Genomic DNA, 14872 nt, shown 5'->3' with positions numbered 1-14872 from the left:
GGACTTTTGTTCAAAAATCGGCGAAGTTTAAACTTTCATATGAGCTTTGTCATTAAATTTAAATGAGTACTTTTATGGTCACTATTAAATGTTGTATTTAGTTGTAAATAACGATTTTCACGTCACAAATCTACTAAATCAATATAAGAATTTTGAACAATTTGAAATTACAGTAATTCGAATTCCCTATAGCTTGAATAGTAATTGTCGTTGTTTATCTGACAATATTTTGACGATTAGTACTCCTTATAGAGATATTCGTGATTTTGTCAACCCATATAAATTTTACACTGCGAAGCGAAAAGTTGATGTTATTCCTTTTACTTCTGATGATATCGTCATATTTTTAACTGAATATGACCCGATTAATCAATATGTAGCTTACTCTGCTAAAAAATCTGGGGCCAAGTCATTATTATTAGAAGAAGGTATTGCGGCTTATTACAAAAATAAGCCTGAAGGCAGAAACTCTTTTTCAATCAAAGATAGAATGAAAATGTTTTATATTAATTATGTGCTTGGCTTTGATTTTATTGAGTTTAATAAACAAGGTGAAATGCTGTTTCTACAACTCAACCAAAAATATATTGATATTGTGTTGTTCTACAGGGATGTTAAGTTTTATAGAGATATTAAAAAAGTTTGTATTAACAGCTGTAGCGAAAAATATACTGAGTTGAATTCAAATTCATGTATTTTTCTTAATCAGCCTTTATATCAATCTTATTTAAATGTTAATGAATATAATTCTATCGTTAATGAAGTGTTGAAAGAAATTTCAAGTCAGTTCGAAACCGTACATTTTAAATTTCACCCACGTGAAGACGACTCAGTTAAGACTTATGTAAAGAGTTTGATAGAGACCTATTCAAATATAGATGTCATAGCCGACGATTTTGATATTTCGGAATCTATTAATATTTATAAACCGTTGCATGCAATTTCATTTTTTTCTGATGCGTTATTTAAGTTATCGGAATCAGGATTAAATGTGATTTTTTTGTACCAATTTTTTCCAACTCTAAACGAAAATCCAGTATTAATTTCGTTAAGTCGTGTTTTATCCGAACTCAGATATAGTGCACCTTCGTCACTTCGTTCATTAGACTGTAATACGAAGTTTATACCTCAATGCACAGGCCGAAACTTGGGCATGTTATTAGAGGAGCTTGTTCATGAAAAACATGCTAGTTAACTTTCTTTATATCTTGAAGGTCGACTGGATTTGGAACCACATTCGGAGCCTTTTAGCTCAAGCTAAAGCGAAAAGATACGGTGTGAAAAGCAATCAAAAAATAAATTTTATCGCTCAAGGTGGTTTTGACTTTGAAATCATGGGGGATATAAAGAAATTTAAGATACATGAAACTAGTCATTTAAAAAGTGGCACGTATATAGAGTGTACAGGCGGAGTTGAAATTGGAGAATATTTTCATTCCGGAAGGGGGCTAACAATTTTTAGTAGTAATCATAATTGGCGTTCTAACTCTTTATTGCCATACGACTCTACCAATATATTGAAGAAAGTCGTTATTGGGGATGCTGTGTGGGTCGGGGCAAATGTAACAATTCTACCTGGAGTGCGAATTGGGGATGCTGCTGTTGTTGCGGCTGGTGCAGTAGTAGTGAGGGACGTTGAAGCTGGCAGTGTTGTAGGAGGTAACCCGGCTGTAGAGGTGGCAAAAAGAGATGAAGAGTTAACTAAGAAGTTAGTAATTGAGAAAAAGTTTTTTTAAAATGTTTACTAGGTAATATATTGTGTTTAAAAAACTTTTTTACTATGGTGGTTTTAGCGTTGGCACTACATTATTCGGCGTATTTTCGTTACCAGTTCTAACTGCATTCTTGACTCCGAGTGAATATGGCGTTCTTGGATTAGCACTAACGGTTTTGGCGCTATTACTACCATTGAATACATTTTCCAATGAACACAATGTTCAAAAACTAAGAACAAATTCTTCTCTTGACGAATATTATAGTTATTGGAGTGCACTCTGTTCATTTTCTTTCTTAGTGCTTACTGTTGCATTTCTCCTAGCCATCGTCATTGTTTATCTATTCAATCTTTCTACTGTATTTTGTTTAATTCCAGCGCTAGCATTTGCACGAGCTTTCAGGTTATTAAAACAGGCAGAATTAACTGTAACTGAAAGAGAGTTTTTATATGGAATGTCAACACTGTTAGTTGCTGTCTTATCTTTTATAATTACTTTTAGTGTATTTTATTTCTATAACTCTTCCGCATCGATTCGAGTGTTTGGCCTTTTACTGGCAGAATTTCTCGTCTGCGTTGTTGTGCTGAAAATAAAGTTTGATTTTCAATTTAATGTGGTAAAAATAAGAGAGATTATGTTATTTGGCTTCCCTCTTATGATATCCGTCATCCCTGCATGGTTTATTAATGAATCAAGCAGGTTTTTCTTACTCCGTTACTTATCATTGACTGAAGTGGGATTTTTCACACTGGCATTTCAAATATCAGCAATATATCTTCAGTTTAATACTGTACTAGCAAACACCTTCGTAAAGCGAATTTTAGAAAATATTGAAGAGGCATTTAAATTTAAGTTTGTAAGTTTGATTTTTTCGATTCAGATTGTTTGTGTTTTAACGTTTTTGGTGTCTATGAATTTATTTGGCGGATATTTTCTTCCTGATTCATACTTATCTTCCTTGACTACAGCAAACTATCTAGTAATAGGTGCTTTTTTCCAATCTTTAGGGTTGTTGCCTTCGTATTATCTAAGTTACTATAGAACCACCAAGTTTAGGCTTTATTCGCTGATCGTTGCTGCAGTGGTGGCTATTTTCTTAAATTTCTTTCTTATACCAAATTATGGGACACTAGGTGCTGCATTATCCTATATTACAGCCATGCTTACTTACTCTTTAACTCTTTGGTTCGTTGTGATTAGAAAAAAAAGAAATTTTAATATATAAGTTTTATTACGTGTACTCATGTAAATTATTGGGAATTAATTTGAATTTAGCAATTGTAGATATATCCTCTAAAAATCATTCATCTCTTGTCGAAAACTGGATAAGAGTAGCTCAATATAATGAGTGGAAAGTTAGTCTATACGTATCCCATGATGTATTAAATAATATAGATCCTGCTCTTGTTGCAGAAGTTAAAATTTATAGATTTGATGGGGGGAATGCAAAGAAGTTTTTAGATTCAATTTATGAACATTACTTAAACAATAATATTGAAAAAATAGTAATTACTAGCCTGCAATCTAACTATGTTGCTTTTTTATTCTCAAAGTTAAAGAGGTGTAACTTTTTAATTACAATTCATAATGTTAATGCTTGGATTGGAAGATGTAAAAAATTTCCATTAAAGTATTTCATAAAGTACATAGTAAGACGTTTGTATCTATTCTCCTCAAGTGCGGTATTAGTAAGTAGCGATAATCTAGTTAGAGCATTAAAAGATGTGGGCCATGTGTCTAAACCTATAAGCGTTATGCCATTCAAAATGACAAATCCTCACAAAAACGATATACACAAATCGCTTGTTGTTTATCCCGGAATGATTTCGTCAAATAGAAAGAAATATGACGTTTTTTATGAATTGTGTAAAAGAAACCCTCTTATAGTTTTCGTTTTATTAGGTAAACCTTCTAGTTTTGAAGATCGAGTTATAGTAGATAGGTTTTCCAGTTTAAATAACGTAGTTACCTTTAGTGATTACGTTCCTAAAGTCGATTTTAATTATTATATAGACAATGCTGCTATTGTATTTGGAGATTTAAATGTTACTTATAGAAGTGATGAATACGACGAAACCTACGGAGAAACAAAAGATAGTGGATTAAGTTATTTTTCTGTAGAAAATAATATTCCACTTCTTGTTAACTCTGACTTTAAGAACATAGAAAATCTAGCTCATGCTACTTCTTATTATGATACTTGTGAGGAAGCACAAATGCATCTAGATAGCTTAATGGCCAAAAAATTACACGTTCCCTCATCGAGTTTAGCTGAGTATAGTCTTGCTGTAATTGCAACGCGATTTTCAAAATTTTAAGTTTAGGTGATTGATGCAAGTAAAAAATGAGTTAGTTAGCGTAGTTATTCCGACATTCGGTCGTTGCGAATACCTAGCGCGTACTATTAGAAGTGTTTTGTCGCAAACGTATACTAATATTGAAGCAGTTATAGTTGACGATAATGGGAAAGGGAGTGCTCAAGGTGCTAAAACAGCAAAATTGATGTCAACATTTTCTGATGATTCGAGGGTTAAATATGTACAGCACGAGCATAACCTAAATGGTTCAGCAGCTAGGAATACCGGTATCTCTGTTGCGAGAGGTAGCTATATTGCGTTTCTCGATGATGATGACGAGTTTTGCCAAAATAAAATTTCGCTACAAGTTGAAATGTTAGAACAGTCCAAAGATGTTAGCGCAGTATATTGTCTTAACAGTAAATTTTACAACGGAAATATGATTCAGACAACATCATACACTAGTAACGGTGATTGTCAGTTGGATGTGTTTTGTTTAAAAACAGAAATTCATACATCATCTTTACTTATTCATAAAAAGGTTCTTGTAGAACTGAATGGATTTGATACTGATTTTGCTCGCCATCAAGACTTTGAGTTTCTAATTAGATTTTTCGAAAATAACAAGATAGCCTGCTTACCCCAAGTACTCCTTAAAGTTAATGTTGAATCTACTATCAATAGACCTGATGTTGATAAGCTAATTGCAGCAAAAGAAGTTTTCTTTAGAAAATTGGAAGAAATCTTTAATAAATTTGATGCGGAGCAAAAAGAAAGGATATTAAAGGCTCACAACTTCGAGCTGTTTCGCGTTTGTTTGAAAAATATGGACATGCGGTTTATAAAGTTTATCTGGCGTTCTAAACCAAACTATTCTGATTTAATGACTTACTTTTATCCACCTTTAGTAAAGTATATTAAAATGTTTCTTCGCCGTTGAAAGTTAATGAAGTTTTTTCCTTAAAGAACATAAACTCTAATAAGACTTATGTTTAGATTAGATTGTTAAGAGGTTAGGTAGATGACCTATGAATTGCTTTGTTATTTATGTCTTTCATTCACTGGCTTAATTTTCTGTTTTGTGAAGATAAAAAACTCTCATTTTTATAATATTTTCACTTTTTCAGTTTTCCTTATTTTCTCTATAGTTACGAGATATTCTGGTTTCGATATAGATATGAATACGTACGAAGCTGCCTTGAGAAGCGACTTGTTTTCGCTCTACTATGTCAAAGAGCCAATGTATTGGATAACGTCCAGGTACGTATATGATATAGTAGGAACTCCTGAGGTCACTTTTATTTTTTATGATATAATTTCATTTTTCTTAATTTTGAAAGCTCGTCATAATTTCAGATTCCCTCAATATTTTCCTTACCTTTTTTTATTGTTTTTTCCTGCTGTAATGGGAATGAATAATGTTTATCGACAATACCTGGCTTATGCAATTTTTGTTTATTTATCTTCTTTGTTTGTAATATCCTCTTCCGGACTTAAAAGAGGAATTGTTATGTTTTTCGCTATATTAACTCATAACGTTTCAGCGCTTTATTCGCCTTTGTTCTATATGATAAACAATAAGGATAGGATAAGCTTTCGAGCCTTATCATTATGCATTTTAGTTATTATTGCTCTTCCTTTTGCATTGGATAGTAAATCAAATTCAGAGACGGGTAGTACTAGCGTTATAATATACTTGTTTTCTATTGGGGCGATTATATTTTTTTATTTACTTTCTTATCGTTTTTCTTTTAGAAGCGTTGCTGCGAAATTTTTTTATTTTCTAATGTATACTATATTTCTGACCTCGGTTTCGGCGGCTATTATGGGGTCTGCTCAATCAAAAAGAGTTGGAATGTTTTCTTTGATGATTTCATTGATTCCTACAGTATTTGCCATAGAAAAAAATTACAAGCAAAGAGTATTGGTGAGGGCTTTAGTCTATGTGTTGTTGCTTCTACCGACCCTGTTATTTTCAAGCTCTTTAAATATGCTTTTAACGGATAATTACCCTAGCTAGGGATAATGGTCAAGCAGTGCGCTTTTCTTAAGTGTCTTATTTTCAAATTATAACAACAGGTTTTCCATGAATTGCGAAGTTAGAGTGGCTGTAATTATGTCCGTGTATTTAATGGATAAGTTGGAGTACGTCAAACAGGCCGTGTTAAGTATCGAGATGCAGAGTTTACCTTGTGATTTCTATGTGATGGCAGATGGGCCTATTACTAAAGAGATAAATGATTATTTTAAAACTTTAACTCAACGTAGTCGGACAATTAATTCGTTCTCAGTATATTATTACACAAGAAAAGAAAATAGGGGATTAGCCTTCTCACTAAATCAATTGATTGAACATGTACTTGAAAGTCAAAATAATTACTCATATATTGCAAGAATGGACGCAGACGACATAAGCCTGCCCAACCGAATTCAATCACAAGTTAATTATTTAGATAGTAATAAATCGGTTGATGTTCTTGGTACTGGTTGTATCGAATTCTCTTCAACTCGGAGTGATATTTACTTAAAAGTTTTACCAGTGGAAGACCATATCCTAAAAAGAGATATTATTAGGAGGTGCCCATTTATTCATCCTTCTGTAATGTTTAGAAAGAGCCTGTTTTTGAAAGGTTTCAGGTATCCCACAGACACAAAGTCTACAGAGGATTATGCTTTTTGGGTAATTCTCGCTATTGCAGGTTACAAATTCGGCAATATCGACGAGGCTCTGATCAAATTTAGGTTTGAAGATGATGTGCTTCTTCGTCGTAGAGGTTTTAAAAAAGCCAACTCTGAATTTATAGCGAGGTGGCAGGCTATGAAACAACTTAACTGTATGTCGATCAAAAATATACTATTTGCTTTAGGTATTTGGGCGCTCAGGGTGGCACCAACATCCTTGGCTCAGTTTGCGTATAAAAAATTACGCTAAGCGAATGATTGAAAATTCTTTTATATCTTTTCTTTGCGCAATTTAACTCTAAAGTGTAATGGCATAACTATGTTTTGTTGGAGATAGGCTATAAGTGACTGAGATATAATAGTTTTTACTTGATGTAGCTTTTCCAACGTAAAGCTACTACTTGACTATGATCGCATTCGCTTAGTGTTATGAGTAATGGTAGTTGCGATATTAATTTAAATTATCCACAAATTCTCTTTAACTCATTGCCTAAAATATTTCCTTAGCTGGTTAGTGATTCCTTCATAAATTGCGTGCTACAATAGTCGAAGTTTATTTTTGGAGATATACAATGGATTTTATATCTGGGGATTACAACTCAGTGTTTGTGTGGGCGTTTGCTGTTGCCTGTTTGTCTATTGTAGGTTTGCGACCGTTAGCTGCCAATATCGGGTTAGTTGATAGGCCTTGCGAACGTAAGCGCCATTTAGGTGAAGTACCCTTGATTGGTGGTATTGCGATCTATTTCACTGTGTTGATTGTGTCACAGGTGTTCTTACCTGAATCTCAACTGGTTAACCTGTATATGATTTCTTGCTCGTTCATGGTGTTAATTGGCGCTTTGGATGACTTTTACGATGTAAGCGCAAAAGTGCGCTTAGTTGCTCAGTTATTGATAGCGTCGATTTTGGTGCTTGGGGCAGGGCATGCGCTTTATGATATGGGCGACTTGCTAGGTTTCGGTAATGTTAATCTAGGCGTTTTTGCTTTGCCCGTGACATTGCTTGCTGTAGCCACTGCTATAAATGCATTTAACATGACAGATGGTATTGATGGCTTAGTGGGTGTACTTGGCGTAGTGACCTTTAGTAGCTTATGCGTGTTATTTTACTGGGCGAATAACGTTGATTTGTTCACTATTTCAGCCATTTTTGTTGCTGCATTATCAGCCTTTTTACTATTTAACTTAGGCGGCTTAAGACAGTTCTTCGGTAAAATTTTCATGGGCGATGCAGGTAGCATGATGATTGGCTTGAGTGTTATCTGGCTACTTGTGCTTGGCACGCAAGACGGTGAAGCTAGCTTTAGGCCTGTAACAGCATTATGGATAATCGCTGTACCCTTAATGGACATGTTCGCTGTAATGCACCGCCGCGTGAAAAAAGGTAAATCACCCTTATCTGCCGACCGAGATCACTTACACCATATATTTATGCGCTTCGGTTTCTCTTCGGTACAAGCCTTATTTACTATTGGCTCTATTGCCATCTTGATGGCTGGATTTGGTCTTGTAGGTGAGTATTACGGTATACCAGAAGTGATAATGCTGGGGTTATTTATCGGTATATTCGTATTATACGATTATTCGTTTATTCATGTATGGAAGATATCTCGCTTTTTTAGGCGCAATACAAACTAAGCAACCCAGGTTTTAGTGCTAGTTACTCAAACCTTTCATATTTGCTAAATCACTTTTTAAGCCCTTTGTCTTCTGACTTAGGGCTTTTTTATTGGAATTGTATTACATACTTGTGTACGTATTTATGAATGTCTAAGTCCGCCGATCTTGAGCTGACGGACCTTGTAGAGGCTTAAGAACTGGTTATTTGCGTCGATTCTGAGACCACCTGTTATTGTGTGTCATCAAGGGGTCAAATACTCACTATCTCTCCGTAGTTCCTCATGTGATGTTCATTTATTGTATTTACGACAGCACAAACGCTAGAAATCACTTCTGTCGGCGTGATTGGATGTATTCTGTAATCTGTCAAGCTTCAAAGGTTGGTTCAGTTGTTGAGGGTATTTGAGTAACACATTTTTGTTAATATTACAGTATTAGTTTTGGGAGAAAACAACAGGGTGTTGTTAAGATTAGAAGTGGTGATTCTCAGAGTAAAATCATGCGATAAAAAAAGCCGCTGGCTAGCGGCTTAATCGGTATGCTATGAGCGTTCTTGTGTTAGCTTCTTTTTACTAAGAGCTAATTACTAAGAGCTAACAAGACGTAAGCCCCCCATAAACTCGAATGCCCTTACGTTCATTTGGCTTCACCTTGATCTTCCCCTAGCTGGGTCTGACTGAGCATTATCTTGCAAATGGCGATCGCTCACTTGTTGTGCCGTACAAAGTAACAGGGCGTACTAATGGTTGGCCACCGTCGCGGGCGATCGGGATCCACGGTAAGCGCCCGCGGCCTTTAGACGATTTAAGTGAAAACAGATCAAAGGGTATCGATAAGTAAAAGCCCTTAGTAAAGCTACCCTCGCCATATTCATCTGCGCTGACATCGGTAAATGCTGCAAATGCCCCTACTACTATGCCGCTATCGAAACGCTTAGCAAAGTCAACGGTCACCCCTTTGTCTTTAGCCAAGTATTGGCCAATATTAAAAGTTAGTTGTGTGTCAGGTAAAAAGCTAGGCTGCCAGTAAATATTGGCATGCCCGGTAAGCACTTTGTAATCGAAAAAGGCAAAGTCATCTTCCCAAGAGCGTTGCTGTACGTAGTTGATGTCAAAGCCGAAAGCTAGGTTGCTGTCAACGGGTCGATAAAGTAACTCAGCTCCTACACCACCATACATGGCCTCTAAATAGCCACCATACACCTGTGCATACAAGTTGGGGGCGATTCGGTCATTCCAATGCAGATAGAGGTTTTCCATGGTAACAGTTCTGTCTGACACATATTCCCTCGCATTGGTGCGCACTCGGGGCAGAGTGCTATTGGCGCTATCTGTGGTAAAATTAAACTTATCGAAGTTCTCGAATATATTGACTTTGATAGTACCTGCAACACTGGTTTTACCATTAAAACTGTAACCGCCATTTGCCAGTATTCCTGCTTGGTAAAGGTAGAAATCTTCCGGGTTACCAAAGGTTTGTACCCAAAAAGTTTCGATACCAGTAAAAAAGCCTGTGTTATTCGCTGGGTCATAGTTGGCAAGCGTATCGCTTTGTATGTCTTGGCGCTGATAGGTGCTTTTTATATCAGGCGTTACCGTTTCGTAGCGTGCTTCACGTTTAAAAGCCTCTGCGTCTACTTGAGTTTGTACTAAGGGCACAGAGCCGTTGGTGTTTACCACCTTGTATTGTTTAACGCTGTCAGGCAGTTCGGATGCCATAATACGGCCCATACGCTCGATGGCAACGTCACTGTCTCGGTAGCTAATTTGCTGCCCATAAACGGTCACCTGCTCATCGCTTATGTTGCTGTCGGTGGTAATAAAACCGGCTTGACTGAATAAGTCGCGATTCATGCGAGCTAAGTTAATGTCGTTAATGGAGCTTGCTTTGCGTTTCGCGCTTAGCTCGCGAGGAGGCTCGTCAAATTTTAGCTGACTAATTTGATGTAGGTTGAAGTTGTAGCTAACCCCAAAGCCGATAGTGTTACCACGCTGGTAATTCAGGCTAAAGTCAAAGTTATTCCAACGATAATTTGCACCAAAGTTCCAGTTGCTGTCTTGCTCAAGCGCTCCGGCGCGGTCGCGAGTGTAATTATTGCCTTCATACTCTACTTTTAGACGTAATGGTTCCCAAGGTGTTTGGTACTCGATACCACCAAACAGTGACGCAGGCCCCTTGAAAAAACGTTGGTAGTCAATTTTGCCGCCATTGCCGGTAAAACCGCCTGGGCGGTCACAGAAACTGTCGGTAAGGTCGCAAAATGGATTAGACACATTACCGTCTGTGCCTAAATAGCCCCAGCCCATGTTAAGGTGGACGTTTACTGGACCCACTTTTTTACTTAGACCGATAAACTCACTTTCGAAAAAGCCAGTACCGCCAAAATCCCGAAAACCAACCGATAGTTCAGGCAGGTAGTAGCTTTCTTTTAGTAAGCGGAATTTCGCATCAATACCTTTGTCTTTTAGGGTTTGATCGCCACTGAAGCCAGGGTAGGGGCTGTAAAATCGAGTGCGTACGTCAGTGTAACGCACAGTGGCTTGCATCCAAGGGAACAACTGCAACGTGGCAGACCAAAAGCGATACTCGTCGTTGTCAGTGTAGCTTACGCGCAGATCGCCTTCGGCTAACATGCGTGATGTTGGCGTTTGAATAAGGCCGGTACCACCATGCACCATAAGAGAGCTGCCCACAGGGGAAATATTCCAGTCGTTGTAGTCTGAATCTTGTTGGGCGTAACTACTCAAACAGGTTAACGAAGAGGCGAGTGTCAGCCAGGTAAATTTCATAAATTTTTTCTGTTTTGTTTCGGTCATTTTAGCCATTACAGCAGCCTATTTTTTGCTAAAGACACAACAAGGTCGTTAACTTCTGCTAGTTCAGGGTGGAATAAAGAGGTGTTAAAAGGCACAAACAGCAGGCTGCCAGGCATAACCTCCTGGTGTTGCTTATTCCAGTAAGCTGTGGGGGCAAAAATGACGCGCCCGTCAGCTTGGATCACATACACATAATCCTGATTGGCTTTATCGATACGCGCGCTTGCTGGCACGTAATGGCTTACGTCTTGATAGGCCTGATGGGCTACAACTCGGGTTTGATTCACGGCTCCGGTAATAAACACCTGCTTTGCACGCGGCTTGGCGCTCAAGGTGTAGTCGCCTTCAGTTAATAGTGGGTTATTAGGAGGTTGTATACGGGCCAGGTCGAGGTCAATTTTTATGGGTGAACGCTTACCTAGCTGCCAGCTATTCACGACCTGCGTGAGCTGATCGATTGCACTAAGCAGTGCGCGATCATCATTCGCAAAGCGTTGGTGCAGTGTGGTTAGTTTTTCTATCAAGCTTCGGCGCTGTGCTTGAAGAGGCGCTACTTTGGTTTCTTGTGTTTCATACAGGGCCGCCGCAGGCCAGTAAATGCTGCTGATGTCGTTACTGCTAAAACCAGCAGCTGTGTCGTCTGAATTACCGTATGCTGATTGCATTAATGGCATTAGTGCTTCAGTTAATCGAATCGCTTGCGGGTATGTCTGGGTGTGGTTCTGCCAAGTCAGGGTCACTTGAGCATGCAAAGCACTGCTAAAAATACACAGGTTTAGCAGGGTTATTTTAATAAGCTTATTCATGGGTAAATACTTCTTAATGAGCTAAACGGGCGATGCGGCTTAAATAAACAAACTCTATTGGCTCACTAGCAGGAGACAGCGTTTGAATGCTTTTGACTAAAGCCCCACTTTGTCGATCAAACCAGTAATGATTTTGCCAGTTTTGATTAAAACGAAGGTAATCTGATGGGGCCTGATAGCTCAGCGTTTCTACATAATGAAAGGTTTTAATAGGTTTACTCAGCAGAGTTAGTGTTTCGTTTTCTGGGGCAATGAAATGCGATTCAATTGGATGAGCGTATTCATCCCCGGACCAATCTGTAATGTAGCGCCACTTACTGCTTTGTTTTCCACTGCCATTGACCTTCGTGCTGCTAGCAATACGTTTTAGTGGATCCTCTTGACTGTTACCTAAGTAAAGTAAGTCTTTGTTAAGCCCTAAGGTGCGTACAACCCGACCTTGTTCCATGACAAACATGGCGTTATCACCTGATACCCATTTATGTCTACCGTTCTCGAGGTAGGCGAGCGCCATAATGGCCTTAGGTCTTTCGCCTCGCTGTACTAACATCACATCTATTTTTGACTCGGCCACTTGGGCTAATGTCATGTCGGCGTCTTTAGGTTCTGAAAATGCGATTTTAAGGGTGTCGTAATAGGCGTGATACGTACCACTGCAACTGGTTGTAGCTATGGCCACGAAAATGGCAAACGCAAATTTTTTGATGGTCATGGGTGGGCGTATGTCCGAGTTAAATCGTTAAGCGAGGTATGTTAACTAAAATTAAAGCCTTAACAATAAAAAAGCCGCCTAAAGGCGGCTTTTAACAACAAATACAACTTATAAAGAAGTTGTTGTTGCAGTAACAGTCACTGGAGTTGTTACTGTACTTGTTACTGTTGAAGTAACTGTAGTAGTGGTTGAAGGTACACATTCACCATCAACTAATGTTTCGCCTTCACCACAAGTAGGGTCAGTTGGATCAACAGTGTTTGAGTTACCACGGTTGTTAGACACAATCGCACCAGCGATAGCAAGGCCAACAGCACCGGCAGCGATAGTACCAACGCCAACGCCACCAACTGTCGCTTCAGGAGACTCACTTCCACCAGCAACTTCTTGAGCGATTACTGGGTTACCAGCAAGTGCTAATGCTGCGGTTGCAGCCATAAGAATCTTTTTCATAATACATTCCCTTCATGTTAAGTAAAAATCAAGACTGCCCCGATTCTAATGGAATAATTTACTGACCTCAATAGGTGTAGATAAAACAATCATTAAAATAGTGTTTTAGTTGTAAAAATAACGAGCTTCTTTCAGTTAAAAAATCAGTATGGGGGGAGATTTTGCAGCGTAACTCAGCTGGTTTACTAGATTTTTCAGCTTAAAGTCGTTTTTGTTCGAATTCTTTATTGTTAGCCGTTCCCAATTGGGGGCAATAAGGGGTAAAATGTAAAGTTAGTCGCGAAAAAAAGACAGTCGGTGTTATCAGATCCCTGAAAAGCCTAACGTGGCGTTCAGGCATTGTTTTTGCTTTGGCTAATAGGATCAAAAGTTTGTCATAATTAGGCGTTATTATTCGCCTGAATTTACATTTAAGGAATATTACTTCGATGAAAGTTACAGTATTTGGAATTGGGTATGTCGGTTTGGTGCAAGCTGCAGTCATGGCAGAAGTTGGCCACGACGTGGTTTGTGTTGATGTAGACCAAAATAAAGTCGACAAATTAAAGCAAGGCCATATACCAATTTATGAGCCTGGTTTGACCCCATTAGTAAAAAGTAACTACGAAGCAGGGCGTGTTGATTTTACAACTGATGCTGCTCGCGGTATTGCACACGGTGAAGTTGTTTTCATTGCAGTAGGCACACCGCCGGATGAAGATGGCTCTGCTGATTTGAAATACGTGCTGGCTGTGGCAAAAACAATTGCCGAGCACATGGACTCTCACAAAATCATCATTAACAAATCTACAGTGCCAGTAGGGACTGCTGATAAAGTGAGTGCAAAAGTTGCAGAGACGCTTGAATCACTGGGCAAAAACGTAACATTTGATGTGGTATCAAACCCAGAGTTCTTGAAAGAAGGGGCTGCGGTAAATGATTGTATGCGCCCTGATCGTATTATCATTGGTACCGAAAGTGAGTCTGCAGAGAAGAAACTACGCGAGCTTTACTCACCGTTTAACCGTAACCATGACAAAATTATCGTGATGGATATTCGCAGTGCTGAGCTAACTAAGTATGCAGCTAACTGTATGTTAGCGACAAAAATAAGCTTCATGAATGAAATGTCTAATATCGCGGAGTTAATGGGCGCTGACATTGAGAACGTGCGTCGTGGTATCGGTTCTGATCCACGTATCGGTTATCAATTCATTTACCCTGGCTGTGGTTATGGCGGTTCATGCTTCCCTAAAGATGTTCAAGCGCTTGTACGCAGTGCCACTGGTGTTGGCTACAGTGCGAAAGTGCTAGAAGCAGTTGAAGAAGTTAACTACGCCCAAAAAGAGAAGTTGTTTGAATACATCATGCGTCACTTTGGCGGTGATGTGAAAGGTAAAACAGTCGCGATTTGGGGCTTGTCTTTCAAACCAAATACCGACGACATGCGTGAAGCGTCGAGCCGCGTACTAATGGAAAATTTATGGAAAGCGGGCGCCAAAGTTAAAGCGTATGATCCTGAAGCGATGGAAGAAACCCAACGTATTTATGGTAGCCGTGATGATTTAGACCTAGTTGGCACCAAAGAATCAGCTCTTAACGGTGCTGACTTCTTGGTTATTTGTACTGAGTGGCAAGCATTCCGTGCACCAGATTTTGAACTAATTAAAGAAAAACTTTCTTCTCCGCTAATTTTTGACGGACGGAATTTATTTGAACCCAACATGATGTTGGAATACGGCTTGCATTACTATGCAATAGGTCGTGGATTATCAGTAAAAGGACAATAA

Annotated in this window: 13 protein-coding genes; 9 read left to right on the top strand and 4 right to left on the bottom strand. The window is 38.5% G+C overall.

All coding sequences use genetic code 11. The features are described 5' to 3' along the window. Positions 1 to 88: 88 nt before the first annotated feature. The 8 genes from GMES_RS13145 to wecA all read left to right on the top strand — a co-directional run bounded on the left by GMES_RS13145 (position 89) and on the right by wecA (position 8334). Positions 89 to 1195, top strand: coding sequence for a polysialyltransferase family glycosyltransferase (locus GMES_RS13145; protein WP_006993197.1), 1107 nt, complete (start codon positions 89 to 91; stop codon positions 1193 to 1195). Then, a complete protein-coding gene (locus GMES_RS22945) occupies positions 1176 to 1736 on the top strand; it encodes an acyltransferase (RefSeq protein WP_006993196.1) in 561 nt (186 codons plus the stop codon). The genes GMES_RS13145 and GMES_RS22945 overlap by 20 nt, the downstream gene beginning before the upstream one ends. A gap of 22 nt (positions 1737 to 1758) precedes the next feature. Further along, positions 1759 to 2940 carry a lipopolysaccharide biosynthesis protein gene (locus GMES_RS13135; protein ID WP_006993195.1) on the top strand — a complete coding sequence of 394 codons (1182 nt, stop codon included), beginning with the start codon at positions 1759 to 1761 and terminating at the stop codon, positions 2938 to 2940. 40 nt (positions 2941 to 2980) lie between these two features. Beyond that, entirely contained in the window at positions 2981 to 4033 is a 1053-nt protein-coding gene (locus tag GMES_RS13130) for a glycosyltransferase family protein (protein WP_006993194.1), read from the top strand. 13 nt (positions 4034 to 4046) lie between these two features. Then, positions 4047 to 4952: a glycosyltransferase gene (locus GMES_RS13125; RefSeq protein WP_006993193.1), complete on the top strand. Its 906-nt coding sequence runs from the start codon at positions 4047 to 4049 to the stop codon at positions 4950 to 4952. A gap of 81 nt (positions 4953 to 5033) precedes the next feature. Further along, complete coding sequence (locus tag GMES_RS13120; protein WP_006993192.1) at positions 5034 to 6032, top strand: EpsG family protein; 999 nt, start codon at positions 5034 to 5036, stop codon at positions 6030 to 6032. Positions 6033 to 6098: 66 nt separating this feature from the next. Next, positions 6099 to 6944, top strand: a complete 846-nt coding sequence (locus tag GMES_RS13115; protein ID WP_006993191.1) for a glycosyltransferase — start codon at positions 6099 to 6101, stop codon at positions 6942 to 6944. 322 nt (positions 6945 to 7266) lie between these two features. Beyond that, complete coding sequence (gene wecA, locus GMES_RS13110; protein ID WP_006993190.1) at positions 7267 to 8334, top strand: UDP-N-acetylglucosamine--undecaprenyl-phosphate N-acetylglucosaminephosphotransferase; 1068 nt, start codon at positions 7267 to 7269, stop codon at positions 8332 to 8334. A gap of 665 nt (positions 8335 to 8999) precedes the next feature. On the opposite strand, the gene GMES_RS13105 is transcribed toward wecA, so the two are convergent. The 4 genes from GMES_RS13105 to GMES_RS13090 form a co-directional block, all read right to left on the bottom strand. Then, a complete protein-coding gene (locus GMES_RS13105) occupies positions 9000 to 11141 on the bottom strand; it encodes a YjbH domain-containing protein (protein WP_006993189.1) in 2142 nt (713 codons plus the stop codon). After that, positions 11141 to 11938 carry a capsule biosynthesis GfcC family protein gene (locus GMES_RS13100; protein WP_006993188.1) on the bottom strand — a complete coding sequence of 266 codons (798 nt, stop codon included), beginning with the start codon at positions 11936 to 11938 and terminating at the stop codon, positions 11141 to 11143. Before GMES_RS13100 ends, GMES_RS13105 begins: the two co-directional genes overlap by 1 nt. Positions 11939 to 11951: 13 nt before the next feature. Further along, positions 11952 to 12650 carry a YjbF family lipoprotein gene (locus GMES_RS13095; RefSeq protein ID WP_006993187.1) on the bottom strand — a complete coding sequence of 233 codons (699 nt, stop codon included), beginning with the start codon at positions 12648 to 12650 and terminating at the stop codon, positions 11952 to 11954. Positions 12651 to 12758: 108 nt separating this feature from the next. Next, the gene (locus GMES_RS13090) at positions 12759 to 13103 is read right to left on the bottom strand and encodes a hypothetical protein (protein ID WP_006993186.1); all 345 of its coding nucleotides are present in this window, start codon (positions 13101 to 13103) and stop codon (positions 12759 to 12761) included. A gap of 428 nt (positions 13104 to 13531) precedes the next feature. Here GMES_RS13090 and GMES_RS13085 point away from each other — a divergent pair, with 428 nt between their 5' ends. Continuing rightward, complete coding sequence (locus tag GMES_RS13085; protein ID WP_006993185.1) at positions 13532 to 14872, top strand: UDP-glucose dehydrogenase family protein; 1341 nt, start codon at positions 13532 to 13534, stop codon at positions 14870 to 14872.

This window comes from Paraglaciecola mesophila KMM 241 (assembly GCF_000315015.1).
Lineage (GTDB): Bacteria > Pseudomonadota > Gammaproteobacteria > Enterobacterales > Alteromonadaceae > Paraglaciecola > Paraglaciecola mesophila.
The sequence above is the reverse complement of the archived record's forward strand: the minus strand, read 5'-3'. Positions and strand labels throughout refer to the sequence as shown.

Coding starts and splice junctions, on each gene's coding strand:
- GMES_RS13145 (WP_006993197.1), top strand. CDS start 89: ATGTTGTATTTAGTTGTAAATAACGATTTTCACGTCACAAATCTACTA.
- GMES_RS22945 (WP_006993196.1), top strand. CDS start 1,176: ATGAAAAACATGCTAGTTAACTTTCTTTATATCTTGAAGGTCGACTGG.
- GMES_RS13125 (WP_006993193.1), top strand. CDS start 4,047: ATGCAAGTAAAAAATGAGTTAGTTAGCGTAGTTATTCCGACATTCGGT.
- GMES_RS13120 (WP_006993192.1), top strand. CDS start 5,034: ATGACCTATGAATTGCTTTGTTATTTATGTCTTTCATTCACTGGCTTA.
- GMES_RS13115 (WP_006993191.1), top strand. CDS start 6,099: ATGAATTGCGAAGTTAGAGTGGCTGTAATTATGTCCGTGTATTTAATG.
- wecA (WP_006993190.1), top strand. CDS start 7,267: ATGGATTTTATATCTGGGGATTACAACTCAGTGTTTGTGTGGGCGTTT.
- GMES_RS13105 (WP_006993189.1), bottom strand. CDS start 11,141: ATGGCTAAAATGACCGAAACAAAACAGAAAAAATTTATGAAATTTACC.
- GMES_RS13100 (WP_006993188.1), bottom strand. CDS start 11,938: ATGAATAAGCTTATTAAAATAACCCTGCTAAACCTGTGTATTTTTAGC.
- GMES_RS13095 (WP_006993187.1), bottom strand. CDS start 12,650: ATGACCATCAAAAAATTTGCGTTTGCCATTTTCGTGGCCATAGCTACA.
- GMES_RS13090 (WP_006993186.1), bottom strand. CDS start 13,103: ATGAAAAAGATTCTTATGGCTGCAACCGCAGCATTAGCACTTGCTGGT.
- GMES_RS13085 (WP_006993185.1), top strand. CDS start 13,532: ATGAAAGTTACAGTATTTGGAATTGGGTATGTCGGTTTGGTGCAAGCT.